Here is a 19,354-nt window from a genome sequence, read left to right on the forward strand (position 1 = left end):
CCGCCAACGGCACCTTCCTGGTCAGCCTCGATCCTGCTGCACAGCCCGGCGAGCAATTGAGCCTGGTGCAGATCGACCCAAGCGGTAACGCTTCGGTCGCCGTGGATTACGAGGTCCCTCTTACCATCGCGCCGGAGAGCCCGACCAACCTGATCGTCAACGCGGACGGTACAGCGCTCACCGGTACCGCACCCGCGGGTTCACGCGTCGAAGTCCGAGACACGGATGGCACGCTGATCGGCAGCGCCACCGCCAATGCCGACGGCACCTTCAGCATCCCGCTCAATCCAGCCCAAGCCAACGGTGAATTGCTGGACGTAGTCGCCATTGAAGGCGGCCTGTCTTCCCTGCCAGCCCAAATCACAGCCCCCGACATCACACCCCCGGTCATCCCAAGCGACCTGGCGATCAATACAGATGGCACCCAGGTCAGTGGCCGCGGCGAGCCGGGCAGCACCATCCGCGTCCTGGCTGCCGACGGCACCACCGTGCTGGGCAGCGTCGTGGTGGGTGCCACTGGCAGCTTCAGCGTCACCCTGGCGCCGCCACAAGTGAATGGCGAGGTACTGCAAGTGACTGCCACCGATGGCGCCGGCAACGTCTCCGGCGCAGGCAGCATCACCGCGCCGGATATCGATGGCGGCGACACCACCCCGCCGCTCGCGCCTACTGACCTGATCATCGGCTTGGCCGGTGCCCTGCTGAGCGGCCGAGGCGAAGCCGGCGCCACGGTGCAAGTGCGTGACACCCAAGGCAACCTGCTGGTCAGCGGCAGCGTGAACGCGGATGGCACGTTCCAACTCACGCTCGACCCTGCAGTAAGGGATGGCAGCAGCCTGCAAGTGGTGCTCACCGATGCCGCAGGCAATGTTTCGCCACCGGCAACGGTGGTCAGCCCAGACCTGCAAGCCCCGGCACAGCCCACCGACCTTGCCCTGGACGCTGGGGCCACGTTTACCGGCCGCGGTGAACCTGGCGCCACCGTAGAGGTACGCACTGCGGCCGGCGTACTGGTCGGCACCGGCAGCGTTACAGCAGATGGCACCTTCAGCCTTACCCTGTCGCCACCTCAAGCCAACGGTGAAGTGCTGGACGTACGCCTGGTGGACGCCGCTGGCAACCGCTCTGCGCCACTGCAGTTCGACACCCCGGACATTACCCCGCCAGCCCCCGTCAGCAACATCGTGGTCGGCAACGCCGGCGTCACCCTGAGCGGTCGCGGCGAAGCCGGCGCGTCTATCGAAGTGCGCGATGGCAATGGTGCGCTGATCGGCAGCGGCGTGGTGGATGTTAACGGCACATTCCTGCTCAACCTTGACACGCCTGCCCTGCCCGGCGCGCAATTGACGCTCGTGCAGACCGACCCCAGCGGCAATGCTTCTCAGGCGCTGGTGTTCGAGGTGCCAACCCTGCCGACGCCTGCCAGCCCAACTGGCCTGGCCGTTGCCGAGGACGGCAGCAGCATCAGCGGCACTGCCCCTGCTGGCAGCCGCGTGCAAGTACGCGATGCCGATGGCACGTTGGTAGGCAGTGTGGTGGTCGGGGCCGAAGGCACCTTCACCGTCCCCCTCCAACCTGCCCAGGCCAACGGTCAATTGCTGGACGTGGTGGCCGTCGACGGCAATGGTACCGCGTCGCTGCCCGTACAGATCACAGCGCCGGACATCACCCCGCCGCAGGAACCCGGTCAGCTGCTGGTCAGCGCTGACGGCAATGTGGTGACAGGCCGCGCCGAGGCCGGCAGCACCGTGCGCGTACTCGCGGCGGATGGCATCACGGTATTGGGCTCGGCTGTGGTGGGTGCCACCGGTGCCTTCAGCATCGGCCTGACACCTGCGCAGGTGGCGGGCGAGCAATTGCAGGTCACGGCCACCGACACGGCGGGCAACACCTCCGCCCCCGGGTTGGTGACTGCGCCGACCATCGACACCGGCATCGATACCACCCCACCCCAACCTGCAACAGACCTGGCCATCAGTGCCAGCGGCGGCACCGTCTCGGGCCGTGGCGAAGCAGGCACCACCGTGCAGGTGCGCAATGACCAGGGGCAGTTGCTGGCAAGCGCGACCGTGCAGGCCGACGGCAGCTTCGTGGTGCAGCTGCAGCCGCCAGTGGTGGATGGTTCTGCGTTGCAGGTCACCCTGAGCGATGCGGCGGGCAACGTGTCCACGCCGGTTTCGCTGAGCGCACCCGACCAAGTGCCGCCTGCGCAGCCAACTGACCTGGTACTCAATGCGGGCGTCACCCTGACCGGTACCGCCGAAGCCGGCGCACGGGTCGAGGTCCGCGACGCAGCAGGCAACCTGATCGGCAATGCCATCGTGCAAGGCTCAGGCACGTTCAGCCTCACGCTGACTCCGCCGCAGGCCAATGGCGAGGCACTGTCGATTACCATGACCGACGCTGCCGGCAATACCTCACTGCCATTGGCCTACACCGCCCCGGACATCACCCCACCGGCCGCCATTACCGATGTGGTCACCGGCGCCGGTAGCTTTGCCGTTGCCGGGCACGGCGAAGCGGGTGCCACGGTGCAGGTACGCAATACCAACGGCGACGTGCTGGGCACCGCCACGGTGGCTGCCAATGGCACCTTCGTCGTGAACCTGGGTGTTGCGCTGAATGCAGGCGAAGCCTTGGTGCTGGTGCAAACCGATGCCGCCGGCAACACGTCCATTGCCACCAATGTGACCGTGCCGCAGGTGCCGGTACCAGCCAGCCCGAGTGCAATCGTGGTGGCCGCTGACGGTAGCAGCGTCAGCGGTACTGCGCCGGCCAATAGCCAAGTTGAAGTGCACGACGCCCAGGGCACCTTGCTGGGCAGCGCCCAGGCCGGCGCCAACGGCGATTTCACCCTCGGCCTGCAACCGCCGCAGGCCAACGGGGAAACCCTGGAGGTGGTGGCCATCGATGACGGTGGTAACCGCTCGCTGCCGGTGCAAGTGATTGCCCCGGACATTACCGCCCCCAGCGAGCCGACCGACCTGCAACTGAGCCCCGATGGCAGCGTGCTGACCGGCCGCGGTGAGGCCGGCACCACCGTCGAGGTCACCGATGCCCAGGGCACGCTGCTGGGTACGGCGCAGGTAGGCGCCAACGGCGTGATCAGCGTGCAACTGACCCCGCCACAAACCGATGGCCAGGTACTGGAAGTGGTGCTGCGCGATGCCGCCGGCAACAGCTCGAGCACTACTGTCACCGCACCCGACCTGGACGGCCCACTACAGCCGTCGGCCTTGAGCATCGACACTGCCGGCCTGCACCTCACCGGGGTGGGCCAAGTTGGGTCGATCATCACCGTGCGCGCTGCAAATGGCGCTGTACTGGGTGTCACCACCGTCGGCGCCGATGGCCGCTTCGATGTCACCCTGGCAGCCGCGCAGCGCAATGGTGAAAACCTCACCGTCGAGGCGACCGACAGCCTGGGCAACAGCGCCGGGCCAGTACCCTTCACGGCGCCCGATACCACACCACCGCTGGCCGTCACAGGTGCGGCGATCAACGGCGAAGGCAGCGTGGTCACAGGCACTGGCGAGCCAGGTGCGACAGTGAGCGTGCGCGCCCCGGACGGCACCGTGCTAGGCACTGCGCAGGTGGGCGCCAACGGCGCCTTCGAAGTAGCACTGGTGCCCCCGCAGACCAACGGCCAGATGCTGAGCATCGAGCAGCGCGACCTGGCCGGCAACCTGTCTGTGGCCGTTGACCTGATGGCGCCCGACAACGAGCCACCGGCAATGCCCGGTGAACTCACCCTGACCGCCGATGGCGTGTTGCTGGCCGGCATCGGCGAACCGGGTGCACGCGTTACCGTTACCGGCAGCACTGGCACGACCCTCGGTACCGCCGTGGTGCAGGCAGATGGCAGCTTCAGCGTTACCCTCTCACCGCCCCAGCTCAACGGGCAGACCCTGTCGGTGACCCAGGCGGACCCCGCTGGCAACCTCTCAACTGCAGGCACCCTCATCGCGCCAGACCTGGAGCCACCTTTGCCAGCAGATGGGCTGGCGCTGAACCTGGCTGGCACACTGCTGACCGGCCAGGGTGAAGCGGGTACCACCGTTGAAGTACGCAGTGCCAGTGGTGCGTTGCTCGGCAGCGTGCTGGTAGATGCACAGGGCAACTTCGAGGTGCCACTCACCCCGCCACAAACCAATGGCGAAGTGTTGTCGGTAGTGTTGAGCGACAGCCAGGGCAATGTCTCCCCCTCGGCCACGTTCATCGCCGATGACATCACCCCACCCGCCACTGCCACCGACCTTGCGATCAATCCGGGTGGTGACGCCCTGCAGGGCATCGGCGAGCCTGGTGCCACAGTAGAAGTGCGCAATGCCAACGGAGACGTATTGGGCAGTGTGCAGGTGCCGGCAGGTGGCAACTTCACGGTGCCGCTGTCGCCCGCCCAGCTGGATGGCCAGTTGCTGAACGTGGTGTTGGTAGACGCTGCCGGCAACCCATCGCAACCTGGGCAGATCACCGCCCCCGACATCACCCCGCCTCAACTGCCCACCGGGGTGCAAGTGAGCGAAGACGGCATCGAGGTCTCCGGCAGTGCGCCGGGCGCAGCGACCGTGACCGTACGCGACAGCACCGGCCTGGAAATCACCGTGCCGGTCACTGGCGACGGCAGCTTCAGCATCCCTCTGCCGACTCCGCTACTCAATGGTGAGCCGCTGACTGTGGTGGTCACCGACCAAGCGGGCAACGCCACCGCCCCCATCACCGTTACCGCCCCGGACACCACCCCACCGCTGCCGGCGACCGATGTCACCATCAGCCCCGATGGCGCTGTGGTCGGCGGCGGCGCCGAGCCTGGCAGCACGGTGGTTATCCGTAACCCCGATGGCAGCGAGCGCGGCAGTGAAACCGTGGGTGCAGATGGCACCTTCGTGGTACCGGTAGCGCCGCCGCTGACGGCTGGCGAAACCGTTACCGTGGTGGTGGTCGACCCGGCAGGCAACTCCTCTCCCGATGTGCCGCTGGCAGGCCCAACCGGCAATGAACTGGCCACCCCGAGTGGCCTAGCCATCAGCGCCGACGGGTTCCTGCTGACCGGGCAAGGCACCGTGGGGTCGCTGATTACCGTAACCTCGGCAGGGGCAACGCTCGGCACCGCCACTGTGGGCAGTGATGGCACCTTCCGGGTGTTCTTCCTGAATGCGCAGCTCAATGCCCAGACGTTGCACGTGACCGCTCGCGCCAGCGCTGGCGGGCAGCTTTCGGTGCCTGCCACCGTAGTGGCAGAAGACACCACGGCACCGGACGCCCCCACCGCCATTGCCATCGACCGGATTGGCAGCACGCTGACCGGCCAAGGGGAAGTCGGCGCCACCGTCAGGGTCACGGATGGCCAGGGCAACCTGTTGGGTACGGCGACCGTGGCCGCCAACGGCTTGTTCACGGTCAACTTCGTCCCTGCCGTGGTCAACGCACAGAACCTGGTGGTGACCCAGGCCGATGCCGCCGGCAACGTGTCGCTGGCCACCACTTTGCAGGCACCCGACCTGCAGGCCCCACCGGCCGCCAGCAATCTTAGCCTCAACAGTGCCGCCACTGTGCTCAGCGGGCAGGGCGAGGCCGGCGCCACCGTCACGGTACGTGATGCCAGCGGCGCCGTGCTGGCTACCGGTACGGTCAACCAGAGCGGGCAGTTCCAGGTCACCCTGCCCAGCGCCCAGACCACCGGCAGTGCCCTGCAGGTAACCTTGAGCGATGCTGCGGGTAACGTGTCCGGCCCTGCCAGCGTGCTGACGCCCGACCGCACCCCGCCTGCGGCGGTGGGCAACCCGCAGCTGAGCCTGGATGGCCGGCAGCTGTCCGGCAGCGGTGAGCCAGGCGCCACGGTGCAGGTGCGCAACGCCTCCGGCGCCGTACTGGGCACTGCCAGCGTGGGTGCCGATGGCCGCTTCACTGTGGTGTTCGATACGCCGCAGGTCAGTGGCCAGGCGATTGGGGTAACCCAGGTAGACGCAGCCGGTAACACGTCGACCGCCGTCACGCTGCCTACCCCGGACCTGACCCCGCCCGCTGCGCTGACCAACGTAGCCCTGAACAACAATGGCCTGACCCTCACCGGCCTGGGTGAAGCAGGCGCCACGGTTACCGTGCGCGGCATCGACGGCACCATCATCGGTACCGGCCTGGTCGCGGCCAATGGCAGTTTCACCCTGACCCTGGACAGCGCCCAGCTCAATGCCCAGCGCCTGAGCGTGACCCAGACCGACGCTGGCAACAACACCTCGCCCGCCGTGGCGATCACTGCACCGGACTTCACGCCACCGGCTGCGCCCGCCAATCTGCTGTTGGCGGCAAATGGGTTGCAACTCACCGGCAGTGCCGAGGCAGGCAGCACGGTGGCCGTGCGCGATGCCACTGGTAGCGTCCTGGGCTCTGCACGGGTGGCCAGCAACGGCACCTTCCAGATCACCCTGGATACGCCACAGACCAACGGGCAGACCTTGCAGGTAACGGCGACCGATGCCGCAGGCAATGTGTCGCCCGTGGCCACCTATACGGCCCTGGACACCACACCGCCAGCAGCGGTGACCAACCTGGCCGTGTCGGCCGACGGCACCTCTCTGGTAGGCCATGGTGAAGTGGGGGCCACGGTCCGGGTCAGCGCCGCCGACGGCACCCTGCTGGGCACTGCCCAGGTCGCAGCGGATGGCCGCTTCAGCGTCTCTCTCGACCCAGCCGCGCCTGTAGGCACGCTCTTGAGCGTGGTGCAGGCCGATGCGGCGCAGAACCTCTCGGTTGCCCAGACCATCACCGCACCTGGCGTGCTTGCACCGCAGACACCCGAAAACCTGACGCTGGCCGCCAACGGCCTGTCGGTGTCAGGCACGGCCGCCAGTGGCACCACGGTCAGGGTCTATGGCCCCAACGATGAATTGCTGGGCAGTGGCCAGGTAGCCAACGATGGAACCTTCACCGTCAACCTGGGCAGCGCCCAGGCCAACGGCGAGGTCCTGCGGGTAGACGCGCTCGGCACCGATGGTGCGGTGTCTCTGCCTGCAACCCTGCAGGCCCCTGACACCACTGCGCCGCAACCACTGAGTGCACTGGTGCTGTCCAACGACGGCCTGGTACTGACCGGCCTCGGTGAGCCCGGTGCAACCGTGACCATCACTGGCGCAGGCGGCGTCGACCTCGGCACCGCTGTGGTGAACGCCGATGGCCGCTTCAGCGCCACCCTGCTGGTGGCCCAACTCAACGGCGAAGTGCTGAGCGCCAGCCAGACCGACGCGGCCGGTAACGAGTCCAACAGCGTCAGCCTGGTGGTGCCTGACCGCATTGCACCCGAGCCTGCCCAGGGCCTGGCATTTGCCGGCGGCGGTTCGCTGCTCAACGGCACGGGCGAGGCAGGCGCAGCGGTACGGGTATTGGCTGCCGACGGCAGTGTGCTGGGCACCTCGACCGTGCGCGGCGACGGCACCTTCCAGGTCAGCCTGGCGGCGCCCCAGGCCAATGGGCAACAAGTGGAAGTGCTGCTCACCGATGCGGCCGGCAACCAGTCGCTCCCCAGCGTCATAACGGCACCAGACACCACACCGCCGGCTGCCCCCGGCGAGCTCGCCATCTCCAGCAACGGTGTCACCATTACGGGCCGTGGCGAAGCCGGCGCGCTGGTCACGGTGAAAAACGCCGAGGGTGAAACCCTTGGCAGCGCCACGGTAGACGCCAGCGGCCACTTCACCCTTGACCTCAACCCCGCGCTGGGCAATGCCGAACTGCTCAGCTTCACCCAGGCAGACGCTGCCGGTAACGTATCTGCAGTGGCGACCCTGCAGACGCCGGACTTCACCCCACCTGACGCCCTCACCCAAGTCACCATCAACGCCGACGGCAGCGTGGTCACCGGCCGGGGTGAGGCCGGCGCCACGGTCACCGTCAGCAACGCGGCCGGCGTACAGCTTGGCACCGGCACGGTGCTTGCCGATGGCAGCTTCCGCGTGGAACTGTCGCCTGCGCAAATCGACAACCAGGTGCTCTCGGTGCAACAGGCCGACCCACCCGGCAACGTCAGCGAACCGGTCAGCGTAGTGGCACCAGACCTGACCCCGCCGGCCGCAGCCACGGCGTTGCAGCTGAGCGTGGCGGGTGACACGCTGGGCGGTATCGGCGAACCGGGCGCCACCGTGCGGGTATTCGTCGGCACCAGCCAGATCGGTACCGGCCAGGTGACACCAGCCGGCATCTTCACCGTGCAACTGGACGCCGCCCAGCTCAACGGCCAGGTGCTGCAGGTAACCCTGACCGACGCGGCGGGCAACGTCTCCCCCATCAGCAGCCTCACAGCCCTGGACATCACCCCACCGGCTGCCGTGGTAGCCACCATCAACGACAGTGGTACCCAGGTGGTGGGCACGGCCGAGGCCGGCGCGCGCGTCACTGTGCTGAACAATGCAGGCGACCTGGTTGGTCAGGGCGTGGTGGCGGCTGATGGCACCTTCGTGTTGGCGTTGGTGCCGGCTCAGGTCAACGGCCAGACACTCTCGGTGATTGCCCAGGATGCTACCGGCAATCCATCACCGGCTCTGGCACTCGATGCGCCTGACCTGACGCCTCCGGTACAGCCTTCAAACCTGGTGCTGGACCCCTTGGGCGCGACATTGACCGGCACTGCCGAGGCAGGCAGCACCATTAGCGTACGCGGCCCGAACGGTGCCGAAGTCGGAACTGTGCAAGTGCCCGAGGGTGGGGCCTTCACGGTTGCGCTGAACCCTCTGCAGAACAACGGCCAGTTGCTCACCATCGTGTCTACAGACGCGGCCGGTAACGAGTCGATACCCGCAACCGTGCAGGCCCGGGATACCTCCCCGCCTGCCCCCGTCACCGACCTGGCGGTGGACAACACGTTCACCGTGATCACGGGCCGTGGCGAACCTGGCGCCACCGTCACCATCAGCAAGAACAACCAGGTGATCGGCACTGGCGAGGTAAGCGAGGCGGGTACGTTCCAGATCGTCACGCAGCCAGCCGCAGGGTCGGTTGCCAGCCTGGTGATCTACCAGACCGACGCGGCGTCCAACACCTCTGCCAGCGTCACGTACATCACCCCCTTGGCAGCGCCACCCGTGCCGCCCACCAACGTGGTGCTGGCCGGCGACGGCCTGACGCTGACGGGCAACGCGCCTACCGGTACCGGCATTCGGGTTTACGATGCCGCGGGCAATCAGATCGGCGTGGGCGGCGCCACCCTCAACGGCGCCTTCAGCCTGCAATTGAATACGCCGCAACTGAACGGCCAGCAGCTGACGGTAACCGCCGTGGCGCTGGTGGGGGGCGAATCGCAGCCAACCTTCGTGGTGGCAGCGGACATCACTCCACCGGCCAGCCCGGTGGTGATCGCACTGTCGCCCAATGGCCTGGTACTGACCGGCAGCGGCGAGGCAGGTGCCACCGTCACCGTGCGTGACGCCAGCAATGCCGTGCTGGGCACTGCGGTGGTGAATACCGCCGGCAACTTCAGCGTCAACCTGAATGCTGCCCAGTTGAACGGCCAGGTGTTGAGCCTGAGCCAGGCCGACCGAGCAGGCAACGTGTCTGCCAGCACCAGCTTCACCGCTGCCGACGTGCAACCCCCCGCCGCCCCCACCAACGTTGCCATAAACGGCACAGGTACTGTACTGACCGGCAACGGTGAGGCGGGCGCTACCGTGACCGTGCAGGGCCCTGGTGGGCAAGTGGGCAGCGGCCTGGTGCAGGCCAATGGCACCTTCAGCATTACCCTGACCACACCACAGAACGACGGCCAGTTACTGGTGGTGCGCCAGGCCGATGCTGCTGGCAACCTGTCGGGCAGTGTCAGCCTGGCCGCCCCGGACATCACGCCACCGGCCGCACCGGTGGCCACCATCAACGCCCTGGGTACTGCGGTAAGCGGCTCTGGCCAGGTGGGTAGTACAGCCACCGTGCGCAACAGCGCAGGTACCGTGCTGGGGACCGCGACGGTGGGCAGCAACGGGCTGTTCGTGGTCAGCCTGGCCGCTGCGCAAATCGACAACCAGGCCCTCACGGTGACGCTTACCGACGGTGCAGGTAACGTCTCGACCAGCACTGCGCTGACCGCGCCAGACCTCACCCCGCCCGCCGCTGCCGGCAACCTGCAGTTCAGCGCCGACGGCAGCAGCCTGACCGGTACCGGTGAAGTGGGTGCCACGGTCACCGTACGCAGTGCCATCGGCACCGTGCTGCAGACCGGCACGGTGCAGGCCAACGGTACCTTCACCCTCACCCTGAACCCGCCGCAGGACAACGGCCAGGTGGTGTCCGTCATCCTCACCGACCCACGCGGTAACCTGTCCGGCAATGTCACCGTAACGGCGCCCGATGTGGATGCCAACGCGCCGGTCATTGCCAGCGACAACCTGGCCACCGCCGTGGTTAACCTGGCGCCGGTGGTGAGCACGCGGGTGTACCAGGACACGTTCAGCACCTTGCTCGCGGGCTTCAGCAAAACTTTCACCTGGACCGTCGCAGCCGGGACCACGGCTGACCCTACCCTGACACTGAGCACCGACAGTGCCCTGGCGCTGCTGGACAACGCCACCTTCACCCTGCAGGTGAAGAATGCCAGCGGCAACTGGGTAACCCTGGCGACCGGCAACAGCCAGGGCCTGCTCGACCTAGTGCTGCTGCCGCTGGGCCAGGGCATACGCGTGGGCATCGGTGAACTGCTGGCCGGTGACTATCGGCTGACGGTAGGCAGCGGCGGTATCGGCCTGCTGACCACCGTGACGACCGCGCTGGAGGTGCAGACCACCAGCCTGACGCAGTTCACCGGTACCGGCACTGCCGCTTCGGGCAACGTGATTACCGATGTGGGCATTGACGGCAGCGTGGACGCACGCGGCCCCGACAGCGAAGCGGTGCTGCAGGTGCTCAAGGCCGGCAGCTACATCAGCGCAGGCAGCGCTACCACCGTGCAAGGGCTGTACGGCACGCTGGTGATCCGTGGGGATGGCAGCTACACCTACACCCCCAACGGCAGCCCCGCCAGCGTTGGCAAGGTGGATGTGTTCAGCTACCAGCTGGTGCACCCCAACGGCAAGTCCGACACGGCCAACCTGTATGTACGCATCGATAGCCCGCAGGCTACCGAAACCTGGAATGACAACAACTACGCAGCGCCTGCCACCGTGGTAGATGCGGTGAACGACGTAGACAACACCAACATCAGCCTGGTCAACCTGCAGACCTCCAGCAGTACCACCTTCGCGGCGCTGTCGCTGCCAGTGCTCGGCAGCCGCTCGGCAACCTACACCACCACCGTGGCGGCCAATACCTCCGCCGACCTGCAGGTGGTGCTCAACTCCACCAACCTGCTGGGCCTGCTCAATGGCACCACGCTGGAGCTGCTCAAGCTCAACCCCACCACCGGGCAGTACGTGACCGTACAGACCGTGGCCGGTACCTCGCTGCTCAGCCTGCTGGGCGGGGGCGCCGGGTACACCTTCCAGAACCAGGGGGCGGGTACCTACCACGTGCGCGTAACGGCCGGCGGTATCGGCCTGCTCAGCTCGCTCACGACCACCGTCAATGCCACGGCCACTCACCTCAACGAGTTCGTGGTCGGCAACTACACGCCTGTGTCAGGCAACCTGCTGACCGACGGCGCGGGGGCGGACAACCTGGGCTCGCCACTGACGGTGCTCAGCGTGCTGACCGCAGCCAACACCTTCACCCTGCCCGGCTACAACGGTGCCAGCGTACAGGGCACGTACGGCACCTTGGTGGTGTTTGCCGACGGCAGCTACACCTACACGCTCAACGCCGGGCTGACCTCGGCGGTGGTCGGCCAGAAAGAAACCTTCACCTACGAGCTGACCCACCCCAATGGCACCACCGACACGGCCACACTCACCATCAACCTGGACCCTGTCACCGGTTTCACCACCAGCAGTGCCTTGCTGGCAGATGCCAGTGACGAAGGGGCCGCGCTGACCACCCTGGCGGCGGCAACCGCCGGTGAGGTGGCCGTCGACAGCGATGATGGCAGCGACACGGCGCTGGCCAGCCACGCGGATACTGGCACCCAGGTCACCCTGGATAACGGCTTCGTCAGCGTGGATACCGGCACCGGCAACGATGCCCTGCTGTGGGGCGGTGGCGATGCCAGCATCGACCTGGCCAACCTGGCCGGGCAGGTGCACGACCTGGAAGTGATCGACCTCAACGCCACCAGCGCCGTGGCGCTCACCCTCAGCCTGGCTGACGTGGTGGCGGTGACCGACAGCGCCAACGACACCCTTATCATCAAGGGTGACGAGCACGACACGGTGCTGATGACCGACACCTGGAACCGCATCGGCAACCACAGCCTGGACGGTATCGACTACAACCAATACACGGCCCAGGAGGACCCGAGCCATCAATTGTGGGTACAGAACGGTATTCATGTGGTTTGAAGCCGTTGCACACCCGCCGGGTTTACCCGGCGGCATGGATGATGATCAACAGTAAGGACACTCAGTGAAGCGAAGCTGTGCGCTGTCACCGTTGTTGCTGGGGGCCTTCGGGCTCCTGGCCATGAACCTTTACCCGGCGGCCCAGGCCGCCGATGACCTGGACCCGACGTTGCGCCAAATTGGCCCATCGCTGTTACGCGATGCGCCAGGTGCCGTACCCACCCGCCCCGCCACCGGCATGGCGCCGGTCGCCAGCGCCCAGCGCCTGGGGTTGTCCGATGCGGTGCTGCAGGCCGCGCAATGGCACCCGAGTATCGCCGAGGCCATCGGCGACCTCTATAAGCAGGGCGAGGGCATCAACGTCGCCCGCGCGGGCTATTACCCGCAGGTTTCCGGTGGCATCCGCACCGGCTATGACACCGGCTATGGGGGCGACCGCAACAGCCAGGCGGTAAACCTTTCGCTCAAGCAGATGCTGTACGACTTCGGCAAGGTGGACCATGCGGTCAGTGCCGCCCAGGCCGCTGCCGCCCGTGCCCAGGCCAACATCCTGCTGGTAGTGGACGACCTGGCGCGCGATACCGCCTATGCCTGGATCGAAACCCGCCGCTACGAGCAGTTGATCGCCATCGCCCGCGAGCAGATCCGCGGGGTCGGTGACATTGCCAGCATGGCCCGTCAGCGCAGCGACATGGGTGCCAGTACCCGTTCCGACGTGGTGCAGGCCGAGTCCCGGGTGCAAAGCGCCCGCGCCGTGCTGGAAGAATACCGTTCGCAGTACGAACGCTGGCGTTCCACCCTGGCCGCCTTGCTGGGGCGCGTCACGCCCGTGTCCCTCACCGAGCAGCCGCCCCCGGAACTGGCCCAGGCTTGCCAGCGCCCGGCGCAGGGCGACGAGCGCCTGCCCGGTGTGCTGATGGCCCTGGCCCAGCGCGCTCAGGGCCAGGCCGAACTGGCCCAGGCCAAGGCCGAGGCTTACCCGACGGTGTCGTTGCAGCCGCAGGTCAACCACTACCTGGACAACGACTACAACCGCGACAACGGCCGCCTGGACCGAACCCAGGCCGGTATCTACCTGAACGTGGAAGTGCCTATCTACCAGGGCGGGGCCATCAGCGCGCGCACCCGGGCAGCCGGCTATGCGCTCACCGCCGCCGACTCCGCCGAAGACGCCGCCCGCCTGCAGGCGCGCCGTGGGCTGGCCGAAGCCATGGCGCAAACCTCCGGCCTGGGCCGTCGCCTGGGTTCGCTGGAAGCGCGCCAGGTCAGCATTCAGGAGGCGCGCATGCTGTACGGCCGCCAATACCTGGACCTGGGCACCCGGCCACTGCTCGACCTGCTGAACGCCGAGCAGGAAATCTACCAATCACGTTTCGAGCTGGCCGGCACCCGCTCCGACCTGCTGCGCCTGGACGTGGACTGCCTGTACAACACCGGCGCTCTGCGGGCCGCCCTGGGCCTTGAGGGGCGCAACCTGCAAGGTGTGGAGATCCAGCCATGAGCGACCCGATCAATGTGACGCTGCCTGAACAGGCCGCGGCCCCTGCACCCGCGCCCCGCGCAGACCTGGGCCCGTGGCTTGAGGTGATGCTGCAGGTGGCCCACCACTACCGCCTGGACGTATCGCCCCAGCGTATCCGCCTGGCGGCTGACGAAGATGCCCGCCCGCTGGACGAAATCCTGCGCCACATGGCGCGCCAGGCGGGCCTGGCGCTGCGCTTCGTGCGCTTCGACGCCAAAGGGCTGCGCCAGTGGCGCACGCCGCTGGTGCTGGAGCTGGATGACGGCCAACTGGCGGTGGTGGAGTCGGTCACCCAGGAAGACGAACTGGCCGTGGTGTTTGCCGGCGATCAAGGCCTCGCATCGCGCCTGCCACGCGATACCCTGGTGGGCAGAATCACCCGCGTCGCCCTGCTGCGCCCGGCACGCCCGCTGCGCGATGTGCGCACCGACGACTACACCGCCCCCTACGACCGCCACTGGTTCGCCCGCATCGTGCTGCGCGACCTGCGCCCCTATGGCCAGGTGATGGTCGCCTCGCTGGTGGCCAATGTGCTGGCGCTGGCGGGTGTGCTGTTTTCCATGCAGGTGTACGACCGGGTGATCCCGGCCGAATCGCTGCCCACCCTGTACGTGCTGTTTGGTGGTGTGGTGCTGGCGCTGGTCTTCGACTTCAGCATGCGCCTGTTGCGGCTGAAGGTGACCGACCTGTTGGGCAAGCGTGCAGACCTGCGGGTGAGCGACCTGGTGTACGGGCATGCCCTGCGCCTGCGCAACTCGGTACGGCCCAAGTCCACCGGCTCGTTCATCTCGCAATTGCGCGAGCTGGAGTCGGTGCGTGACCTGATCACCTCCAGCACGGCCACGGCGCTGGCCGACCTGCCCTTCTTCCTGTTGTTCTTGCTGGTGTTCTGGCTGATCGGCGGCGTGCTGGTGTTCGTGCCGCTGGTGGCCTTGCTGGCCATGGTGCTGCCTGGCCTGCTGGCGCAGCGGCGCCTGGCCCGGCTGGCCAATGCGTCGATGCGCGAGTCGTCGCTGCGCAATGCCATGCTGGTGGAAAGCGTGCAAGGCCTGGACGAAATCAAGGCACTGCAGGCCGAAGCGCGCTTCGAGCGGCAATGGAACCAGTACAACGCCGCCTGCGCCCACACCAACCTGCGCCTGCGCACACTCACCAATGGCCTGGTGGCCTGGACGCAGAACGTACAGGGCGCGGTGTTCGCCGTGGTCATCGTCATCGGCGCGCCCATGGTCATTGCCGGGGACCTCACCACCGGCAGCCTGGTGGCCGCGTCCATGCTGTCTTCGCGCATGATGGCGCCGCTGGCCCAGCTTACCCATGTGCTCACCCGCTGGCAGCAGGCCAAGGTGGCCTTGCAGGGGCTGGACAAGCTGATGCAGTCGCCCGTCGACCACCCGGAGGGTGAGGCACGGGTGCACCTGCCCGCCATTCGCGGGGAGTACAGCCTGCGCCAGGCCACCTTCCGCTACAGCGAAGACACCCCACCGGTGCTCAACATCGCCCGGCTGGACATCCGCCCAGGCGAACGCATTGCCGTGCTGGGCCGCAACGGTGCAGGCAAGTCGACACTGCTGCAGGCCCTTGCCGGCGCAATGGACCTGAGCCAGGGTGAAGTCAGCCTGGATGGTATCGCCATGGCCCACCTCGACCCTGCCGACTTGCGCCGCGACGTGGGGCTGCTGGCCCAGTACGCACGGCTGTTCCACGGCACCCTGCGGGAAAACCTCACCCTGGGGGCCGGGCAAGCCAGCGACCAGGAACTGGTGGCTGCGCTGGCTGCCACCGGCGCCCTGGACTTCGTGCGGCGCCTGCCCAAGGGCATGGACCACCTGATTCTGGAGGGCGGGCTGGGGTTGTCTGGCGGCCAGCGTCAGGCCCTGGTGCTGTCACGCCTGCTGGTGCGCCAGCCGCAGGTGCTGCTGCTGGATGAGCCGACCGCCTCGCTGGACGACATCACCGAACGCCGGCTGCTGGATAACCTCGACCGCTTCTGCCAGGGCCGCACCCTGGTGATCGCCACCCACCGCCTGAGCGTGCTGCAGCGGGTAGACCGCATCGTGGTCCTCGATGGCGGGCGGGTCGTCATCGATGATGCGCGCGAAGCCGCGCTGGCCAAGCTGCAAGGAGCGCAGGCATGAGCAACCATGAACTCCCCGCCTCTTACCTCGATGGGCAGGACGACCAGGCGGTGTTCCGCGCCAGCCGCCTGATCACCTTGTGCGCACTGATGCTGGCGGCGTTCCTGGCCTGGGCGGCCTGGTTCGAAGTGACCGAGGTATCCACCGGCACTGGCAAGGTCATCCCCAGTTCGCGGGAGCAGGTGATCCAGTCGTTCGAAGGCGGCATCGTCGCGCAGATGACTGTGGCCGAAGGCGACCTGGTCGAGCGTGGCCAGGTGCTGGCTCAGCTCGACCCGACCAAGACGGCCTCCAGCGTGGGCGAGAGCGAGGCCAAGTACCGCGCGGCAAAGGCCAGCCAGGCCCGCCTGCAGGCAGAGGTCACTGGCAAGCCTTTGGTGTTCCCGCCCGGCTTGCGCGAATCGCCGGAGCTGATCGATGCCGAAACCGCGCTGTACCAGACCCGCCGCCGTGGCCTGGAGCAGACCCTGGCCGGCATCGAGGACTCGCTGCGGCTGGTGCGCAGCGAGCTGAAAATCACCGAAAACCTGGCCAAGATGGGCGCCTCCAGCCGGGTGGAGGTGATCCGCCTGAACCGCCAGCGCTCGGAACTGGAACTCAAGGCCACCGAGGCGCGGTCGGACTACCTGGTGCGCGCCAGGGAAGAACTGGCCAAGGCCAGCGCCGAGGCCGACAGTTTGTCGGAGGTCATTCGTGGGCGCAGCGATTCGCTCACCCGCCTGACGCTGCGCTCGCCGGTGCGCGGTATCGTCAAGGACATCGAGGTCAACACCTTGGGCGGCGTGGTGCAGCCGGGCGGACAGGTGATGAAGATCGTGCCGATGGACGAACGCCTATTGATCGAAACCCGCATCGCACCGCGCGACATCGCCTTCATCCATCCCGACCAGCAGGCCAAGGTAAAGATCAGCGCCTATGACTATTCGGTGTATGGCGGCCTGGAAGGCAAGGTGGTGGGGATCTCGCCCGATACCCTGCAGGACGAGGTGAAACCGGAAATCTACTACTACCGGGTGTTCATCCGCACCGAGCAGGACAGCCTGCAGAACAAGGCTGGCAAGCATTTTGCGATCGTGCCGGGGATGATTGCCACGGTGGATATCCGCACCGGCGAAAAGACCATCCTCGACTACCTGATCAAGCCGCTCAACCGGGCCAAGGAGGCGTTGCGCGAACGTTAGTCAATCCGCCCCTAAAGCCTGCACGGAACAGGCCGATAGCCTGTTATCCCCTGTTCCCCACCGAAGGTCACCATGGCCACGCAAAATGCCCGCGCGGACGCTTTGTCCCTGCTGCTGTTCACCCTGCGCAGCGGCAAGCTGATGGCAATCAACCTGCTCAAGGTCAGCGAAATCATCCCCTGCCCGGCGCTGACCAAGCTGCCTGAATCGCACCCGCACGTGAAGGGCGTGGCCACCTTGCGTGGCCACCCGCTGTCGGTCATCGACCTGTCCCGCGCCATCGGCGAGATGCCGCTGGCCGACCCCAACGGTGGCTGCCTCATCGTCACCGAGATCAGCCGCTCGCGCCAAGGCCTGCACGTGCAGGCGGTAAGCCGCATCGTGCATTGCCTGAGCACCGACATCAAACCCCCGCCCTTCGGCTCAGGCAACCGCTCGTTCATCACCGGTGTAACGCGGGTGGACAACGCCCTGGTACAGGTACTGGACATCGAAAAAGTCATCCACGGCATCGCCCCGCCTGCGCCGCAGCCTCACCCAGGTGGGCTCAGCGAGGAAGATGCCAGCCTGCTGGCCGCCGCCAACATCCTGGTGGTGGACGACAGCAACGTGGCCCTGCAACAGTCGGTGCATACCCTGCGCAACCTGGGCATCGAATGCCGCACCGCACGCAGTGCCAAGGATGCCATCAACGTGTTGCTGGAGCTGCAAGGCACGGCGCAGGAAATCAACATCATCGTCTCGGACATCGAGATGAGCGAAATGGACGGCTACGCGTTCACCCGCACCTTGCGCCAGACCCCAGACTTTCAACACCTCTACGTGCTGCTGCACACCTCGCTGGACAGTGCCATGAGCAGCGAGAAGGCGACCCAGGCCGGGGCCAACGCCATCCTTACCAAATTTTCTTCCCCGGAGCTGACCGACTGCCTGGTGGTGGCGGCGCGGGCCGTGGTGTTCGCCGAGCGCTGACCGGCTGTGGCCACACCCGGCTTGCCCTCAGGTGTGACTGGGGCATAATTCCCTCTCAGCCAGCGACCTGTGGGAAGCCATTCATGAAGTGCCTCAGCTCCATCGTGATCAGTTGCGCCCTGTTCAGCGGCGTTGCCCAAGCCTCCAGCAACGAGGCCTGGAACGAACACCGCCAGCAAATGATCAAGGCGTGCCTGGCCGCCAGCCAGTTCAAGAACGCCCACGCCCGCGGCAAGCCCGCAGAGTTCGATGACCGGGTGGCCATGAGCGCCCTGCTGATCGAAGGCGTGTACCCGCAAAAGCACATGAAGCAGCGCACCGGCACCGAGCTGTGCCTGTACGATCGCCGTCAGCAGCAGGCGTACGTCAGTGAGTGGAGCCCGCAAAGCAAGTGACCGACAGCCTACGTTTCGCCTGCACCGGTTGCGGCAAGTGCTGCACCGGGCATCATGTACCCCTGACCTTGAGCGAGGCCCGCCAGTGGGCGGATGCGGGTGGGCAGGTGGTGGTTCTGATCGAGGCGTTCGTGACGGACGGCCCGGGCATGCCGGCAGAGCAGCGCGACCATGTGCTGCGTCGCTCCCACCCGGTGCCGTGCGGCAGTGGTGAGGCCCGGGTGTCGGTGACCTTCGCCGCCTTCAACCCAGGCCGTTGTCGCAACCTGGACGACAACGACCTGTGCACCATCTACGAGCAACGGCCGCTGGTGTGCCGTATCTACCCGGTAGAGATCAACCCGCATATCCCGCTGCGGCCGGAGAGCAAGGACTGCCCACCCGAAGCCTGGCAGCAGGGCCCGCAACTGATTCACGGCACACAGTTGCTGGATGCTGGCCTGGAGGCGTTGGTGCAGGCATCCCGCCAGGCTGACCGTGACGACATCGCCGCGAAGGTTGCGGTGTGCCAGAGGCTGGGCATGACCACCAGCGCGGTGAAAGGCAATGGCTTTACCGCCTACCTGCCCGACATGGGCGCTTTCGCAACGGCCTTGGCGCAGGTCGCAGAAACCGACGGTGAGCACTGGACCTTGCATGTGGAGAATGAAGCACTGGTTTCAGACTTGCAGGCCTGTGGGATGCAGACCACGAGCGAACCGCCTGTTTATTACGCTTTTATCGGGTTCTGAACGTCCCT

At 66.8% G+C, this 19,354-nt stretch carries 7 protein-coding genes; all 7 read left to right on the plus strand.

Going from position 1 to position 19,354, the window contains the following annotated elements; genetic code table 11:
- On the plus strand, window positions 1-12,407 hold a 12,407-nt coding region (locus APH25_RS21240), incomplete at its 5' end, for a BapA/Bap/LapF family large adhesin (protein ID WP_060483270.1).
- 64 nt (window positions 12,408-12,471) lie between these two features.
- Complete coding sequence (locus APH25_RS21245) at window positions 12,472-13,908, plus strand: TolC family outer membrane protein (protein ID WP_060483271.1); 1,437 nt, start codon at window positions 12,472-12,474, stop codon at window positions 13,906-13,908.
- Window positions 13,905-16,067 carry a type I secretion system permease/ATPase gene (locus APH25_RS21250; protein ID WP_060483272.1) on the plus strand — a complete coding sequence of 721 codons (2,163 nt, stop codon included), beginning with the start codon at window positions 13,905-13,907 and terminating at the stop codon, window positions 16,065-16,067. The genes APH25_RS21245 and APH25_RS21250 overlap by 4 nt, the downstream gene beginning before the upstream one ends.
- Window positions 16,064-17,248: an HlyD family type I secretion periplasmic adaptor subunit gene (locus APH25_RS21255; protein ID WP_060483273.1), complete on the plus strand. Its 1,185-nt coding sequence runs from the start codon at window positions 16,064-16,066 to the stop codon at window positions 17,246-17,248. Before APH25_RS21250 ends, APH25_RS21255 begins: the two co-directional genes overlap by 4 nt.
- Window positions 17,249-17,320: 72 nt before the next feature.
- The gene (locus tag APH25_RS21260) at window positions 17,321-18,220 is read left to right on the plus strand and encodes a chemotaxis protein (RefSeq protein WP_060483274.1); all 900 of its coding nucleotides are present in this window, start codon (window positions 17,321-17,323) and stop codon (window positions 18,218-18,220) included.
- Between the two features lie 83 nt (window positions 18,221-18,303).
- On the plus strand, window positions 18,304-18,615 hold the full coding sequence (locus tag APH25_RS21265; protein WP_028631631.1) for a hypothetical protein: 312 nt from the start codon (window positions 18,304-18,306) through the stop codon (window positions 18,613-18,615).
- Window positions 18,612-19,346, plus strand: a complete 735-nt coding sequence (locus tag APH25_RS21270; protein ID WP_060483275.1) for a YkgJ family cysteine cluster protein — start codon at window positions 18,612-18,614, stop codon at window positions 19,344-19,346. Before APH25_RS21265 ends, APH25_RS21270 begins: the two co-directional genes overlap by 4 nt.
- Window positions 19,347-19,354: the final 8 nt, after the last annotated feature.

The organism is Pseudomonas sp. NBRC 111119, assembly GCF_001320125.1.
GTDB lineage: Bacteria > Pseudomonadota > Gammaproteobacteria > Pseudomonadales > Pseudomonadaceae > Aquipseudomonas > Aquipseudomonas parafulva.